This is a genomic window from Parasedimentitalea nitratireducens (genome assembly GCF_057444295.1).
The window spans coordinates 413,742-428,052 of record NZ_JBYAXC010000003.1 but is presented as its reverse complement, the minus strand read 5'-3'; the positions used below and the strand labels follow the sequence as shown (position 1 = coordinate 428,052).

Below are 14,311 nucleotides of genomic sequence, written 5' to 3'. Positions count from 1 at the left end.
AAGGTAGCCGGAAAATTTGAATTCTCCGGCTATCGCCGCGCTACTTCTTTCTCTTCATGCTTGGTCCGGAAGAAAACGGGTCGGGGGACGAGGAAGACCCCGAAGATGAGCCTGACGAGAACGGATCTGATCCGCCATTCAACGCTTCGATATAAGACTTCTGACAGGCCACAACCTCGTTAAAGGCGGCGCGTGATCCGCGTAGGGTGAACTTCCCCAGAGTGTTATTGCCAAAACTCCAGCTCATTGCGGTTGTGCGCTGAAATTCGTCAATGAACAAATCGGCCTGGTCGGAATTGGCGTCTAGCATCATTGTCAGTCCGGGATGGTCATCTACCCGAATACCGTCCATTGCCAAGGTCCAGGGGCTTTCGTTGCCAAATCGAGCGGTGATCGAATATTCGTTGCCACTTTCAATGGACCGCCAGCGTTGATCCAGCAAAGTGATATCCAAGCTTAATTCGCCATCCGTATTGTCAAAGCCAATAAAGAAAGCGGTGTCTTCTTCGAATAGGGCAAAGGCCTGGCAACCCTCGGATGCGGGGTAAAAGGAAATGTCCCAGCCCCCGACCGTTTTCCAATCAATAGTTTCGGCGGCGGCTGAGGTGCCAAGTGTCAGCAGAGCAGCCGTGACACCTGTAAAAAGTGTTGAGTTAAACGCTGATTTTAAGTTCATGAATGTCCCCTGAATTTTGTTGGGATGACTATATCGCGTTTTTGCGATGTGCCAACTGTCTGCTTGACCTAACGGATGCCAGAACGTGCTCATTTGGTGACGCAACAGCTAAAAAAAGTTGAGCAGTCAGTTTAAAACTTGAACAGTCAAACAAAAAATAGCGAAACTTGCCGCAGATGCTCGACAAAGTGTCGCTATCTGGTCAAAATCTGAGCTCATCTGCGTTCAGTCTAATCTTAAGACCGCGCCTGATGGGATTGCTTGACAGCGAAGCCAAACGGGCGACTATCAATTTGTAATTGATAAACAGAATTCAATAATGCGTCAGCACGTTAACGGCGGCGCCAAACATAAAAAACTGGGAGTAAGTTCATGAAAATGACGGGATATGCCGCAACATTCGGTGCTGTTTCATTTGCGGTAACGGCTGGGATGGCCAGCGCAGCGGATATGGGTGCAGTGGATAAGCCAATTCGCCTGGCGGTGAATGAATGGACCGGTCAGCACGTGACCACCCATATTGCTGGCGAGATGCTCAAGGCTGCCGGATATCAAGTTGAATATGTCACTGCTGGTATGATGAACCAGTTCCAGGCGATTGCCGACGGTGACATCCACGCGACATTGGAAATCTGGTCGTCGAACGTGTCTGACGACTATGCCAAGAAAATCGCCGAAGGCACTGTAGTTGAGCTAGGTGATCTGGAATTGGCTGCCCGTGAAGGCATTGCTTATCCGGCCCACGTAGCTGATCTGTGCCCTGGTCTACCAGCTTGGGAAGCGTTGAAAGCCTGTGCGCCAATGTTTGCTTCGGCTGAAACCCTGCCTGCGGGTCGTCTGGTTGATTACCCTGCCGATTGGGGCACACCCGGTGCGGACCGCATGACTGGTCTGGATCTGCCGTTCAAAGCTGTTCCTGCTGGCTCCGAGGCGGCCCTGATTGTTGAACTGCGTGCTTCAACTGAGCAGAAAACGCCGCTGTTGGTTACCTTCTGGCAGCCGCACTGGGCGATGTCGGCCTATGACGTGAAGTTTGTCGATCTGCCTGCCGGTGAAGAAGCTTGCTTTAGCGATCCGGCTTGGGGTCCAAACCCCAATGCGGTCAACGACTGTGATTTTGCCGCGTCGCGCATCTTCAAGGCGGGTTGGTCTGGTCTGGCTGAAACATGGCCAGCTGCCAGCGAAATCCTGTCGAACTACACTCTGGCCGTTGGTGATCAACAGCCAATGATGGGTGCGATCGATGTGGACGGCGGCAAGGTCGAAGAAGTGGTTGCTGCCTGGATGGCCGAGAACGAGGCCACATGGCGCCCCGTTGTAGACGCAGCCACCAAGTAAGCTGTCAAACGTGAGCGATAGCCCGCAAGCTGCCATCACCTGCCAGAATGTCTGGCAGGTGTTTGGTCAGAACGCTGAGAGCGCCTTGAGCGAGGCGCTCTCAGCCCATTCCAACCCGGATGATGCGGCGGCTGCGCTGCGCGACAAGGGGTTGGTTCCTGCTGTTCAGGATGCAAGTTTCGAGGTCGCAGAGGGCGAACTGTTTGTCATCATGGGGTTGTCCGGCTCGGGTAAGTCTACCCTGATCCGCTGTATCTCGCATTTGCTGCACCCCACCCATGGTGAAATCCGCATTGATGGTGAGAATATCGTCGAAGCAACGCCTGCGCGGTTGATCGAGTTGCGGCGCAAGAAACTGGGCATGGTGTTCCAGCATTTTGGCCTGTTCCCGCATATGAGCGTGGCCGACAATGTCGCCTATCCGCTGAAAGTGCAGGGAGTTAAGCGCAAGGCGCGGTTGGAAAAAGCCCAGCAAGTGATCGAGCTGGTTGGTCTGGCTGGTCGCGAGAAGCATTATCCGCGTGAGTTGTCCGGCGGGCAGCGGCAGCGGGTTGGCATTGCGCGCTCGCTGGTGGCGGATTGTTCGGTGTGGTTTCTGGATGAACCGTTTTCGGCGCTTGACCCTTTGATCCGGCGGCAGTTGCAGGACGAATTCTTGCAAATTCAGGCCGAGTTAAAAACCACCATTGTCTTCATCACCCATGACATCAACGAGGCGCTGAAGTTGGCCGACCGTATTGCCATCATGCGCGATGGCAAGGTTGTTCAAATCGGCACCCCGTCGGACATCATTTTGAACCCGGTAGATGACTATGTGCGCGAATTTTCCAAGGACGTGGCCAAGGGGCGTCATGCGCATGTGTCTTCGGTCATGGAACCCGGAGAGGGCCATGTATACGGAGCTGATGATCCCGGTTTGCGGGTAGACATGACACTGGATGCGGCATTGGCGCGTTGCATGGATCTGTATGAGCCGGTGCCTGTGCGGGCTGAAGATGGCAAGCTGTTAGGGGTTGTGAACCCGGCGGACCTAGCCGCTGCGCTGCATGTGGAAGCCGGATGATGGCGGGACTGAGCAAGGGAAGTCTGGCCGCGCTGCTGGTTTTGGTCGTAGGCGCTGTGTGTCTGCTGCTTGAGAGCAGTATGCCGTGGTTGGTGAAATTTCCTGCAAACTACGTTCTACCAGCTACCGACTGGGTTGGCGGCGGCGTGGAGTCGTTCTTGCTGTTGATCAAACCAGCGGCGCGGGTGTTTTCAACCCTGATGTCTTATCCGATGGAAGCAACCAATTTTGTCTTGGGCAGCACGCCCTGGCCCCTGTTGATCTGCGCCGTGGCTGCTCTGGGATGGGTGCTTGGCGGGTTTCCGATGGCCTTGTTGGGCGCGGTTGGTTTGGGGTTTGTTGTGGCTTCGGGCTATTGGGACAAGGGCATGAACACCCTGTCGTTGGTCACGGTATCGGTGCCTTTGGCGCTGTTTCTGGGTGGCGCCATTGGCGTGTTGGCCAATGAGTACCCACGGTTTCGCAAGCCGGTGCAGGCGATGTTGGATGTGATGCAGACGGTGCCGACCTTTGCCTATCTTACTCCGCTGCTGGTGCTGTTTGGCTTTGGTCCTGTTGTGGGGCTGATCGCCAGTGCCATCTATGCAGCGCCGCCGATGGCCCGAAACGTTTTGTTGGGCCTGCAACGGGTTGAGCCGGAAATCAAAGAGGCTGCGATCATGGCGGGGGGCACCCGCATGCAACAGTTGTTTCAGGTTGAGATCCCATCGGCCGCAACGCAGATCATGGTTGGCGTCAACCAGTGTTTGATGGCGGCGCTGTCGATGGTGATCATTGCGGCCATCATTGGTGGCTTCAACGATATCGGCTGGGAAGTACTGCTGGCTATGCGTAAGGCCTGGTTTGGGCCAAGCTTGGTGGCTGGTATGGTCATCGTGGTATTTGCTGTGATCATCGACCGGATGAGCGGCACCTTGGCGCAAGAGTCGCGCCGTCGGTACGACCCGCGCGTGGCCTGGGCCATTCTTGGCTTTGGCATCGTTGTCACTGGCCTGACATGGAACAGCCTGCCGGACACATCAGAATATGCGATGTTTGAAAGGGTGGCTGGGTCTCTGGACACCGGCCTTAGCGCCTTTACCACTGCCAATGGTGCGTGGTTGGCGGCGCTCAAGAACAACGCGATGTTCTATGGGTTGTTGCCGCTGCGCATTGGCCTGGATCAGGCTGTGTTGCCGTTTACCTGGGGCTTCCAGTGGACCACAGCGATGAGCCTATGGCTGTTTGCCTTTGGTGCAGTTGTTGGGCTGATTATGGCCGCGCGCGGACAGGTGACTTGGGGCATCATGGTGCTGATCTTTATCGGTATGCTTGAAACCGGGATTACCAATCTGCCTTGGCCGTTTGTTCTGATTGGCACTGCGGCCTTGGGCTGGGTGGCATCCGGGCGCGGCTTGGCGCTGCTATCGGTAGGCTTGTTGTCGACCATTCTGGTATCGGGATTGTGGGAACCTGCCTTGCTGTCGCTGTATCTAAGTGGTGCAGCGGTATTTGCTTGCGTCATCTTGGGGGGTGGCATTGGGCTGTTGTGTTCTGTGTCACCTCTGGCGTGGAAGATCACCCGGCCGATTTGTGACATGCTGCAGACCATTCCGCTGTTTGTGTTCCTGATCCCGGTGCTGATGCTGTTCCAGATTGGCGAGTTCTCGGCATTTCTGGCGATCATCACCTATGCCATCGTGCCGATGATCCGCTACAGCCACCATGGGCTGGTCGACACTCCGGACGAGATGATCGAAGCGGCTACAGCATCAGGTGCGACCACCTGGCAGATCCTGCGCGATGTGCGTGCGCCCTATGCGGCACCGACCATCCTGTTGGGGCTGAACCAGACCATCCTGTATGCCTTTGCCATGTTGGTGATTACCGCACTGGTTGGTACCACGGGGCTGGGTCAGTCTATTTACCTGTCCATCGGGCAGGCAGATGTAGGGCTGGGCATTTCTGCGGGGGCTGCGATGGCGATCCTGGCATTGATAGCTGACCGGATGGTGCAGGGCTTTGCCGACGAGCGCCGCAAGGTGTTGGGCCTATAAACAAGAGGGGTGGCTGTTTCACTTCAGCCACCCCGGTTCTTTCAGTTAATCGCAAAGACGGTTTGTTTTATCGCAAGGTTTTTGCCCGCCCTCGCGTGCTAGACGGTGATTGGCAACTTGTTTAATTCACTGCCAAGTAAACCAAATTTAGTTGGAAGCCCAAATGGCCGACTGGCTCGAATTCGTAGCGGCCCTGACCGCGTTTATGCTTAGCCACATGTTTCCCATTCGCCCCCCGGTGCGCACTTGGTTGGTCGAGCGACTGGGGCTAAAAGGCTATTTCATCAGCTATAGCCTGCTGTCAGTTGTGGTTCTGGCTTGGTTGATCGTTGCCGCCGATCGGGCACCCTATATCGGCGTTCTGCCGCCCTTGGAAATTTTCCGCTGGGCACCGTTGGTATTAATGCCATTGGCTTGTCTGATCGCTGTGGCAGGTATGATGGTACAAAACCCGCTCAGCTTTGGCGGGCTGGGTAAGCAGCCCTTTAGCCCTGAGACGCCCGGCATTCTGGCCTGCACGCGCCATCCGTTACTTGTGGCCATGGCGTTTTGGGCGGGGGCACATCTGTTGGCCAATGGCGATCTGGCGCATGTGATCCTGTTTGGCCTGTTCCTGGGGTTCTCGGTACTGGGAATGATGCTGATTGACCGTCGCAAGCGGCGCCAATTGGGGCTGGCAGAGTGGCAGCGGCTGGCGGGACACACCGCCCGCCTGAACCTGCTGTGCCTGCCGCTTAAACCTGGGCCTGCGGCAATTGCGACGGCGGTTTTTCTGTGTCTGATCTTGCTGCATGAACCGATCATCGGTTATGTTCCACTGCCCTGGTAGACTTTGAAAGAGAGACGACATGCATCTGGCCTATGTGATGACCCAAGATCGCGGCGCAACTGACAAGCTGCTGAGCGAACTGGCAGAGCGGCTGGCCGAGCAGGGCACGGCACTGGCCGGAATCGTTCAGACCAATACGGAATGCCACGACAATGCGTTGTGTGACATGGACGTGCGGGTGCTGCCCAGCGGTGACACCATTCGTATTTCGCAATCATTGGGCCCGGAATCGCGTGGCTGTCGGCTGGACCCGGCGGCGCTGGAACAGGCTGTGGCGCAAGTGACAAATTCTTTGCATGGTGAGGCGCTGCCGGATGTGATGATTGTCAACAAATTTGGCAAGCATGAAGCCGACGGGCGCGGCATGCGGCCCGTTATTGGTGAAGCCCTGGCGCTGGGTGTGCCGGTGATCTCAGGTGTGAATCTGCTGAATGTCGAAGCATTCCAGAGCTTTGCCGAGGGTATGGCTGTAGAGGTCGAGCCGACGGTTGAGGCCATGATGCAGTGGCTGGCCAAGGCCCAATCTGACGACGCATAAAACTGCATTCAGCCAGTGCACAGGCAAACGTGCCCTGTGCCTGGCCCGTACTATTTTGCTACTTTGAATTGATACACTGCCATTCGCGCTAACTAGTCAGGCACCAACTGTGCTTTGTTTGCGATGTTTGAGGTGTTATGGCTCGATGTATTAGCGTCCGGCGATTTCTTCGGGATGACGCGGGAGTGGTTCTTGTTGAAACACTTCTTGTTGTGCCGTTGTTGGTGACAATTTCGCTGATCATCATCTATTTTGCCGCAATTTTCCACACCATGGCCCATCTAGAGCGTGCCACCCGCATCGCCTCGCGCGAGCTGTCGTTGGGGCGTGCCGATGATGAAACCAACGGTGTGCTGACCGCCTGCTCATCGATTACAGGCGTTGCGGCTGGTGGGGGTACCAGTGTTGAACAAATTGCCTGCGACATCGCCTCCCAATCGCTGGGAGAGCATTTTGTCATGGCGTCGGATGGGACCAATGGCGGCTTTGGCAGCGAGGGGGCAGATGCCTTTGTGCGCTTGGTCGTGCCCGAACTCAGCCTGCTGCCAATTGGGGTCTCACCGTCACCTGATGACGCTTCGATTTTTGAGACCCAAAGCACCTTGCGTATGCAGAATTTGGGGAGCTGAGAATGCGTCGCTTTCTGAAAGACGAAGCCGGGTCAGTGTTGGTGGAGACCATGATTGCGGTGCCCATTCTGGTGTTGTTCACGTTCTTTGTTGTGCAGATTGGCTATGCATTTTTTGTCTCCTCCACGAAAATCCATGTCTCGCAACATGTTTCGCGCGAGATTGCAGTTGGCAGCGCGGATGATGAGACAAATGGGGTTTTTTCCCCTTGTAGCTCGTTATCCGGGGTGTCGACGGATGGCCTGGAAAGTGCCGAGAAGATGGCCTGCGATTTGATGGGCGGTTTGGCCGGAGAGTTCTCGGTTCTTGCAAGTGACACAGTGGCCACTGGACCGGCTTTGCCTGGCAACCCGATCTTGGTGTCGTTGCAAATACAGACAAGCGATCTGGTGCCGGTCGACGTGGTGGGCATGGCTGCAAGGTTTGGCAGTTTTTCGGTGCAAGCGAGACATATAAAGGAGTAGAGGATCTGCGGATGCTTCGATCGATCATTGCATTTCGAAGGGACACATCGGGTGTGGCGATGGTCTATGCGTTGTTGGTGTTCATGGGATTACTGATTGTTGTTGGCTTTGCCATCGATTCATCAAATGTCATCTACACCCGTGCACGGTTGCAAAATGCAGCGGATTCTGCGTCCTTAGCCGGGGCGGCTCTGATCCCGGAAAATACCGGCTCGGTTTCGTCGAGTGACAAAGACGCAATTGTTGCCGAAGCTCGGTCGTTTGCGCAGAAAAACATGACCACCGCAACGCATGGCGACGTGTTGCTTGCGGTGGATGTCGAACTGGGGTTCTGGGACACCACAGGAGAGTTCGGACCAGCACGGACGTTTTATGCCGAAGGCTCATTGCCAAGTGGTTCGATGATTAACTCTGTCTCAGCAACAACGCGCAAGTCCTCGGCCAACGGGAATGAACACGACATGTTCCTGATTGGCATGGTTGCGGCTGATACGCTTGATATCTCGACCAGTGCGGTTGCGATTGCTCCACCGCCCGAAGCGCCGGGATGTATTTCCCATGGGTTCTTTGCACTGGGAACTGCCGAGGGCGGCAGTACCAACGAAATTCGTGATGGCTGGTGTCTCCATGGTGAAGAGGGGGTGAAGTTCGGTTCTCAGAACAGTATTGAGGGTGGCCCAGATGCAGACACGCAGCCAACCATCAGTATGTCAAATCCCAGGAGAGATTATGGGGAGGGTGGTTACGACTTTGGCAGCGACAATGAGGTTGTACCAGAAGAGTTGTTTGACGATGGAAGGTGGGCCAACAACAACCTGCGCCATATTGCTCAGGCGGCGACAATATCCGACTATCTGAACCCGTCGGTTCCGTTTATTTTTGATCTTAGTCGACCAGCAGAGCATTCATCGCATGTTACCGCAGCAAAGAGTATGATCGACACGATCTACGGCGATTACCCAGCGGGGTTTCCACCCGGAATTTCAAATGTGATCTTTAGCAACGATGATGTGGATCTGGATGACAATTTTCAGAACACCCTGGTTGTGTCGAGCAAGAAGATCAAAATCGGTTCGGATGTGGTGATGAACAACGTTATTCTTTTGGCGAAAGAGAATGTTGAGATCGGCTCAAACGTCAGAATTGGGTCTAGCAGCTATTGCGATTCTCCGGATGATTCCCAGAATTTCATCCTTGGAGCTGAGGAGGTTAAATTTGGCTCTGATCTGCAGATGTTCAATTTGCAGGTGTTTGCTGGTTATTTTGTGGATTGGGGATCAACCAACAGCTCCGTTGGCGCTGTGTCGGTGTTTTCAGCGGGGTCGCTGAAATTTGGATCAGAGTGGGATATTCGCGGTTGTGGCGGTGCCAATCTGTTTCTTGACTATTCTGATACGCCCGCTAGCGAGCCGCTCAGGTTGGTTCAATAACGAATGGTAGACGACCCATTGATCTGACACAAAAACGCGCCCCGTGGGGCGCGTTTGGTAGTTTGATATTGATCGGGACCCTATCAATGACCCGCTGGGGCAAGCAGAGCCTGTCCCATATCGGGAAGCTCGTGTGCGATGCCTTTGTGGCAGCTGATGCAGGTCTTTTCACCGGTGAACAGGAACCGCTCGTGGGCCTCGGCCGCGCGTGGGCTTTGGCGGGTGATGTCCATCGATTCCGCACTGTGGCAGTTGCGGCATTCCAACGAGTTGTTCGCCTCAAGGCGGGTCCACTCGTTTTGCGCCAGGGTGAGACGATGGTTCAGGAACTTCTCACGTGTGTTGATGGTGCCAAAGATCTTGCCCCAGACCTCTTTCGAGGCCTGCATTTTGCGGGCGATCTTGCTGGACCATTCATGTGGCACGTGACAGTCGGGGCAGGTGGCCCTGACGCCTGATCGGTTGGAGTAGTGGATCGTTGGCTTCAGCTCTTCGAACACGTTGTCCCGCATTTCGTGACAGCTGGTGCAAAAGGCCTCGGTGTTGGTCACTTCCAGGGCAGTGTTGAAACCACCCCAGAAAACGATCCCCATCAGGAAGCCGCCAAAGGTCAGAAACCCAAGCGAGTAGTGGACACTGGGGCGGCGAATGATGCCCCAGGTGCGTTTGATTATGCGCATCATCAGTTACCCTCCTGGCCCGCGACGTATTCGAGCACCTGATCGATATCGACAAAACCGTTTTCCACCAGTGTTCGAGTCTCGGCCTGGGTGACGTGACATTGGGTGCAGAAGAACCGGCGTGGTGTCACCGAAGCCAAGAACTGATTGTCCCGGCTCATGAAGTGGGTGATCGACACCATCGGCGCCTGACTGATTTCAATCGCAGTGCGCGAGTGGCACAGCAGGCATTGATTGGCGTTCAGATCGATCTGATACCCATCAATCTTATGCGGGATCAACGGCGGTTGCTCGGGGTAGTTGCGCACCTGACGCAGGTCGGTGTTGCGCACCGGAGCGATGGCATGAGGCACGGCATTTTCAGCCAGTGGTGTGCCGTCGCGCAGGGTTGCAACTGGGTCCTGTGCCGCAGCAGTTTCAGCTGCGAATGTCGCAACCAACGCCAAGGCCATGATGCGAGCGGTGTGTTTCAGACGTTTCATGATCAGGCCTCCAATGCTTCGATTTTGATGGCGCATTTTTTGAAGTCAGTTTGCTTGGACAGAGGATCGGTTGCGTCCAGTGTCACCTTGTTGATCAACTGACGGGCGTCAAACCAAGGGATGAAAACTAAGCCCTTGGGTGGCTTGTTGCGGCCGCGAGTTTCGACACGAGTGTTCATTTCACCACGACGCGAAGAGACTTTGACTGCGGAACCACGACGTAGCCCAAGTTCTTTGGCATCATCCGGGTGCATGTAACACAGCGCATCCGGAACCGCCTTGTACAGCTCGGGCACACGTTGGGTCATCGAACCCGAGTGCCAATGCTCGAGTACACGACCGGTGGACAGCCAGAACGGATATTCTTCATCCGGGCTTTCCGCTGGTGGCTCGTAGGGCAGGGCAAAGATCCAGGCCTTGCCGTCGGGCTTGCCGTAGAACTCAAAGTCCGCGCCGGGGGTGACGTATGGGTCAGACCCTTCCTTGAAGCGCCATTTGGTTTCTTTGCCATCCACAACCGGCCAACGCAGGCCGCGGACCTCGTGGTAGGTGTCAAATGGCGCCAGATCGTGGGCCTTGCCACGGCCAAATGCGGCGTATTCTTCGAATAGGCCTTTTTGGATGTAGAAGCCAAAGTCTTCGGCCTCATGGTTGGCGTGTTCGCTTGAAGTTTGCTCGAGCGGGAAGGCATCGACGTTGCCGTTGGCATAGAGAACGTCATACATGGTCTTGCCTTTGTATTCTGGATTTGCATCCAGAAGTTCGGCATCCCATACGTCTTCGATCTTGAACCGTTTCGAGAACTCAACCAACTGCCACAGGTCAGACTTGGATTCACCGGGCGCGTCGACCAATTGGTGCCAGAACTGAGTGCGGCGTTCGGCGTTACCATATGCGCCCTCTTTTTCCACCCACATCGCGGTTGGCAGGATCAAGTCTGCAGCTTCGGCGGTGACGGTTGGATAAGCATCGGATACCACGATGAAGTTGTCCGGGTTGCGATACCCTGGCAGACCTTCCTCCATCATGTTGGGGGCGGCCTGCATGTTGTTGTTCACCTGAACCCAATAGCAGTTGATTTTGCTATCTTTCAGCTGCCGGTTCTGCAGAACGGCATGGGCGCCGTTCCAGTCTGGTACTGTGCCTTCGGGCAGTTTCCAGATCTTTTCAGCAAAGGCGCGGTGTTTTGGGTTCTTGACGACCATGTCGGCCGGCAAGCGGTGCGAGAAGGTGCCAACCTCGCGGGCTGTACCACAGGCCGAGGGCTGACCAGTCAGCGAGAACGGCGAGTTACCCGGTGTCGAGATTTTACCAGTCAGAAGGTGCAGATTGTAGAGCATGTTGTTGGTCCAGACACCACGAGTGTGCTGGTTGGTGCCCATGGTCCACAGCGACATGACCTTGGTGTTCGGATCGGCGTAAAGCTTGGCAATCTTTTCGATTGTGGCTTTTGGCACGCCCGACATCTCCTCGGCTTTTTCAAGCGTATACTCGGATACAAACTCGGCAAACTCGTCAAAAGAGATGGGGTCGGAAGCGCCGGAGTTCGGGTTCGCGGCGGCCTGTTGCAGCGGGTGTTCGTCCCGCAGGCCATAGCCAATGTCGGTCACACCTTTGCGGAAGTTCACGTGTTTGGACACAAAGTCCTTATTCACTGCGTCGTTCTGGATGATGTAATTGGCAATCGCATTCAGCAGCACCATGTCGGTCTGCGGGGTAAAGATTGCCGGGATATCCGCCAGGTCAAAACTGCGGTGTTTGAAGGTCGACAGCACGGCCACTTTGGTATTCGGATGGCTGAACCGGCGGTCGGCGATGCGGGTCCACAGGATCGGGTGCATTTCCGCCATGTTCGAACCCCAAAGCACAAAGGCGTCGGCGTTTTCAAAATCGTCATAGCAGCCCATTGGCTCGTCGATGCCAAAGGTGCGCATGAAACCACCCACAGCCGAGGCCATACAGTGACGGGCGTTGGGGTCGATGTTGTTAGAGCGGAAGCCAGCTTTCATAAGCTTAGAGGCCGCATAGCCTTCCCAAACGGTCCACTGGCCCGAGCCAAACATGCCGATGCCCTTGGGGCCCTTTTCCTTCAGCGTGGCCTTCCACTTCTCGGCCATGATATCAAAGGCTTCGTCCCAGGATACCGGCTCAAAATCGCCATCTTTGGCGAATTTGCCGTCGCGTTTGCGCAGCAGTGGCTGGGTCAGGCGGTCTTTGCCGTACATGATTTTGGACAGAAAATAACCTTTGACGCAGTTCAATCCGCGGTTCACTTCGGCTTCGGCATCGCCATGGGTGGCGACAACCCGACCAGCCTTGGTGGCGACCATGATCGAGCAACCGGTGCCGCAGAACCGGCAGGCGGCTTTAGACCATTTCAGATCGGTGATTTCGGCGTCGGTGACAAGGTTTTGCGCGGCGGCTGGCAGCGGCAGGCCCGCTGCAGCGGCAGCGGCGGCTACGGCCTGTGCCTTGATCATGTCGCGTCTTGTAATGGCTACCATATCAGTTCTCCTGTCGGTGGCGTTCAATTCGAATTTCGTATTAGGTTTTGGCGGCTTCGCTATCGGCCTGGTGGTAAACCAAGGATGCGCTCACGACGCCGTCGATGAGTTGGATTTTGGTCAGCGAGTCGACGATTTCGCTCTCGCTTGGGGTTTCCAGAGTGACGATAATTTTCCCCGACTCGTCTGTCATTGGCACCTCAGAGCTGGGGAGTTTGGCAATCTCGGCCAGGACCTGTGGCATGTGCTCGGGGTTGGCACGCACCAGCAGGCTTGAGATGTGGAGGATGTCCTCAGACATGTGGGGTTTCCTTGGATGGGGCGGGTTTGGGTTTCGTTGTTGATATGGCCTGTTCCGGGCAGATCTCAACGCAGGCGCCGCAGCCGGTGCAGGTGTCTGTGTTCAGTGCTATGCGACCGACGGGACGTATTGATAGATCCAGACGCAGGGCTTCGACCTCGCAGCTATCGGTGCAAAGCTGGCAGGAGATGCCAAAGCCAAGCATGCAGCCGTCGCTGATTTGCGCCACCAAGCCACCCTGTGCCTCCCATGGCTGTTCATCGCGCAAGGCAAACACGGTTTCGACTTCGGGGCAGGCCTTGGCGCAGTCGCCGCAGAAAATGCAGCCGCCTTGGGTGAAGTCGACCTTGGGTGTGCCAGCAGGGCCAGGGACTAGGATGGATTCAGGACATACTTTTAGGCAGGCGCCACAGCTGGTGCAGCCGTCATGAATGCTTTGTTCGGAACTCCAAGGGGGGCGCACGACCTGCTTACCCCCACGCTGGAACATGGAACGCCGCGTGGTGGTGTGTGGTTCTGACATTGGATCAGCCCGTTGGAGGCCCCACGATCAGTTGCAGCATCCAAATGGCAAAGCCATATGTGCCGACTAGCGCCACTGCGAGAGCAGGCGCCAGAAACACCGCCAAAAACAGAAACGCTCGGCGCTCTTCGGCACGGGTTTGTGTTGGTTCGCTAGGGGTTTGTGGGCTGGTTTTAGACATGAGCACACACCTTTCAAAGGGTCTTAGTTCAGATTGAGCAAACCACGCCGAAAAGGGTTTTAAGTTGCCGTCATCTTGATGTGGTCACTATTAGCAGTCGAAATTTGGGTAAAAAATATGTATTTTTGACGGGTGTTTAAGTGAGCTTAAGGCGCTGAGTTGATCCTTGTCGAATTATTTTTTCAACAATTTTAGTGGATGGGGGTGGTGGGGCTCGAAATTTGCATTTGTCTTAGGAAAACCACGAAAAGAATGCGGTGATCGGATCGAAGGGCAAGATGGGCTTGATGTTGGGGCGGTGGTTCTTGCGACAGAGGGTCGCAGTGTGTTGATCAAAAGGATTGCTTTGACCGTCAACCACAAAGGCGCATAGTAAAACCAAGTCGGCAAGTGCTTGGATAGACAATGTAAACTCTTGCTTTTTGGGGGATGCGTTGTTGGTTTCTGCTGTGTCAAAACAAGGAGTGTTGAGAAACCACCCGAAGGGCCACCACTTTCCGCGATCAAGTTGTAAATGATGGAAAAGTGGTGGGCGACCCTGGAATCGAACCAGGCGTGCGTCTCCGCGAGGGAGTTACAGTCCCCTGCCACACCTTGCGGCCTGTCGCCCACTATCAGGTGACTGTTGCACCTGATG

At 55.4% G+C, this 14,311-nt stretch carries 15 protein-coding genes and 1 tRNA gene; 8 read left to right on the top strand and 8 right to left on the bottom strand.

Annotation, left to right across the window (positions count from 1 at the left end; translation table 11 throughout):
* Nucleotides 1-40 precede the first annotated feature (40 nt).
* Nucleotides 41-676: a hypothetical protein gene (locus AC2T28_RS12730; RefSeq protein ID WP_486749365.1), complete on the bottom strand. Its 636-nt coding sequence runs from the start codon at nucleotides 674-676 to the stop codon at nucleotides 41-43.
* Between the two features lie 372 nt (nucleotides 677-1,048).
* Between AC2T28_RS12730 and AC2T28_RS12725 the strand changes: the two genes are divergently transcribed.
* From AC2T28_RS12725 to AC2T28_RS12690, 8 genes are all read left to right on the top strand, one after another.
* Complete coding sequence (locus AC2T28_RS12725) at nucleotides 1,049-2,014, top strand: ABC transporter substrate-binding protein (RefSeq protein WP_486749364.1); 966 nt, start codon at nucleotides 1,049-1,051, stop codon at nucleotides 2,012-2,014.
* A 10-nt stretch (nucleotides 2,015-2,024) separates the two neighbouring features.
* The gene (locus AC2T28_RS12720) at nucleotides 2,025-3,077 is read left to right on the top strand and encodes a quaternary amine ABC transporter ATP-binding protein (RefSeq protein ID WP_486749363.1); all 1,053 of its coding nucleotides are present in this window, start codon (nucleotides 2,025-2,027) and stop codon (nucleotides 3,075-3,077) included.
* Nucleotides 3,074-5,113 carry an ABC transporter permease gene (locus tag AC2T28_RS12715; protein WP_486749362.1) on the top strand — a complete coding sequence of 680 codons (2,040 nt, stop codon included), beginning with the start codon at nucleotides 3,074-3,076 and terminating at the stop codon, nucleotides 5,111-5,113. The genes AC2T28_RS12720 and AC2T28_RS12715 overlap by 4 nt, the downstream gene beginning before the upstream one ends.
* Before the next feature lie 163 nt (nucleotides 5,114-5,276).
* Entirely contained in the window at nucleotides 5,277-5,942 is a 666-nt protein-coding gene (locus AC2T28_RS12710) for an NnrU family protein (RefSeq protein ID WP_486749361.1), read from the top strand.
* Between the two features lie 19 nt (nucleotides 5,943-5,961).
* Nucleotides 5,962-6,480 carry a DUF2478 domain-containing protein gene (locus AC2T28_RS12705; protein WP_486749360.1) on the top strand — a complete coding sequence of 173 codons (519 nt, stop codon included), beginning with the start codon at nucleotides 5,962-5,964 and terminating at the stop codon, nucleotides 6,478-6,480.
* A 137-nt stretch (nucleotides 6,481-6,617) separates the two neighbouring features.
* Nucleotides 6,618-7,109 carry a TadE/TadG family type IV pilus assembly protein gene (locus AC2T28_RS12700; protein ID WP_486749359.1) on the top strand — a complete coding sequence of 164 codons (492 nt, stop codon included), beginning with the start codon at nucleotides 6,618-6,620 and terminating at the stop codon, nucleotides 7,107-7,109.
* 2 nt (nucleotides 7,110-7,111) lie between these two features.
* A complete protein-coding gene (locus tag AC2T28_RS12695; protein WP_486749358.1) occupies nucleotides 7,112-7,573 on the top strand; it encodes a TadE/TadG family type IV pilus assembly protein in 462 nt (153 codons plus the stop codon).
* 11 nt (nucleotides 7,574-7,584) lie between these two features.
* The gene (locus AC2T28_RS12690; RefSeq protein WP_486749357.1) at nucleotides 7,585-9,003 is read left to right on the top strand and encodes a pilus assembly protein TadG-related protein; all 1,419 of its coding nucleotides are present in this window, start codon (nucleotides 7,585-7,587) and stop codon (nucleotides 9,001-9,003) included.
* Between the two features lie 83 nt (nucleotides 9,004-9,086).
* Here AC2T28_RS12690 and AC2T28_RS12685 read toward each other — a convergent pair whose 3' ends face one another.
* From AC2T28_RS12685 to AC2T28_RS12655, 7 genes are all read right to left on the bottom strand, one after another.
* Entirely contained in the window at nucleotides 9,087-9,686 is a 600-nt protein-coding gene (locus AC2T28_RS12685; RefSeq protein ID WP_486749356.1) for a NapC/NirT family cytochrome c, read from the bottom strand.
* Nucleotides 9,686-10,165 carry a nitrate reductase cytochrome c-type subunit gene (locus tag AC2T28_RS12680; RefSeq protein ID WP_486749355.1) on the bottom strand — a complete coding sequence of 160 codons (480 nt, stop codon included), beginning with the start codon at nucleotides 10,163-10,165 and terminating at the stop codon, nucleotides 9,686-9,688. The genes AC2T28_RS12685 and AC2T28_RS12680 overlap by 1 nt, the downstream gene beginning before the upstream one ends.
* A gap of 2 nt (nucleotides 10,166-10,167) precedes the next feature.
* Nucleotides 10,168-12,669 carry a periplasmic nitrate reductase subunit alpha gene (napA, locus tag AC2T28_RS12675; RefSeq protein WP_486749354.1) on the bottom strand — a complete coding sequence of 834 codons (2,502 nt, stop codon included), beginning with the start codon at nucleotides 12,667-12,669 and terminating at the stop codon, nucleotides 10,168-10,170.
* A 40-nt stretch (nucleotides 12,670-12,709) separates the two neighbouring features.
* Complete coding sequence (locus AC2T28_RS12670) at nucleotides 12,710-12,970, bottom strand: chaperone NapD (protein ID WP_486749353.1); 261 nt, start codon at nucleotides 12,968-12,970, stop codon at nucleotides 12,710-12,712.
* A complete protein-coding gene (locus AC2T28_RS12665; protein ID WP_486749352.1) occupies nucleotides 12,963-13,493 on the bottom strand; it encodes a ferredoxin-type protein NapF in 531 nt (176 codons plus the stop codon). Before AC2T28_RS12665 ends, AC2T28_RS12670 begins: the two co-directional genes overlap by 8 nt.
* Nucleotides 13,494-13,497: 4 nt before the next feature.
* Nucleotides 13,498-13,674 (bottom strand): periplasmic nitrate reductase, NapE protein, encoded by a 177-nt coding sequence (gene napE, locus AC2T28_RS12660; RefSeq protein ID WP_486749351.1) that lies wholly within the window; start codon nucleotides 13,672-13,674, stop codon nucleotides 13,498-13,500.
* A 526-nt stretch (nucleotides 13,675-14,200) separates the two neighbouring features.
* Nucleotides 14,201-14,284, bottom strand: a tRNA-Tyr gene (locus AC2T28_RS12655).
* Between the last annotated feature and the right edge of the window lie 27 nt (nucleotides 14,285-14,311).

Coding starts and splice junctions, on each gene's coding strand:
- AC2T28_RS12705 (WP_486749360.1), top strand. CDS start 5,962: ATGCATCTGGCCTATGTGATGACCCAAGATCGCGGCGCAACTGACAAG.
- AC2T28_RS12670 (WP_486749353.1), bottom strand. CDS start 12,970: ATGTCTGAGGACATCCTCCACATCTCAAGCCTGCTGGTGCGTGCCAAC.
- AC2T28_RS12690 (WP_486749357.1), top strand. CDS start 7,585: ATGCTTCGATCGATCATTGCATTTCGAAGGGACACATCGGGTGTGGCG.
- AC2T28_RS12680 (WP_486749355.1), bottom strand. CDS start 10,165: ATGAAACGTCTGAAACACACCGCTCGCATCATGGCCTTGGCGTTGGTT.
- napA (WP_486749354.1), bottom strand. CDS start 12,669: ATGGTAGCCATTACAAGACGCGACATGATCAAGGCACAGGCCGTAGCC.
- AC2T28_RS12725 (WP_486749364.1), top strand. CDS start 1,049: ATGAAAATGACGGGATATGCCGCAACATTCGGTGCTGTTTCATTTGCG.
- AC2T28_RS12730 (WP_486749365.1), bottom strand. CDS start 676: ATGAACTTAAAATCAGCGTTTAACTCAACACTTTTTACAGGTGTCACG.
- AC2T28_RS12685 (WP_486749356.1), bottom strand. CDS start 9,686: ATGATGCGCATAATCAAACGCACCTGGGGCATCATTCGCCGCCCCAGT.
- AC2T28_RS12710 (WP_486749361.1), top strand. CDS start 5,277: ATGGCCGACTGGCTCGAATTCGTAGCGGCCCTGACCGCGTTTATGCTT.
- AC2T28_RS12700 (WP_486749359.1), top strand. CDS start 6,618: ATGGCTCGATGTATTAGCGTCCGGCGATTTCTTCGGGATGACGCGGGA.
- AC2T28_RS12715 (WP_486749362.1), top strand. CDS start 3,074: ATGATGGCGGGACTGAGCAAGGGAAGTCTGGCCGCGCTGCTGGTTTTG.
- napE (WP_486749351.1), bottom strand. CDS start 13,674: ATGTCTAAAACCAGCCCACAAACCCCTAGCGAACCAACACAAACCCGT.
- AC2T28_RS12665 (WP_486749352.1), bottom strand. CDS start 13,493: ATGTCAGAACCACACACCACCACGCGGCGTTCCATGTTCCAGCGTGGG.
- AC2T28_RS12695 (WP_486749358.1), top strand. CDS start 7,112: ATGCGTCGCTTTCTGAAAGACGAAGCCGGGTCAGTGTTGGTGGAGACC.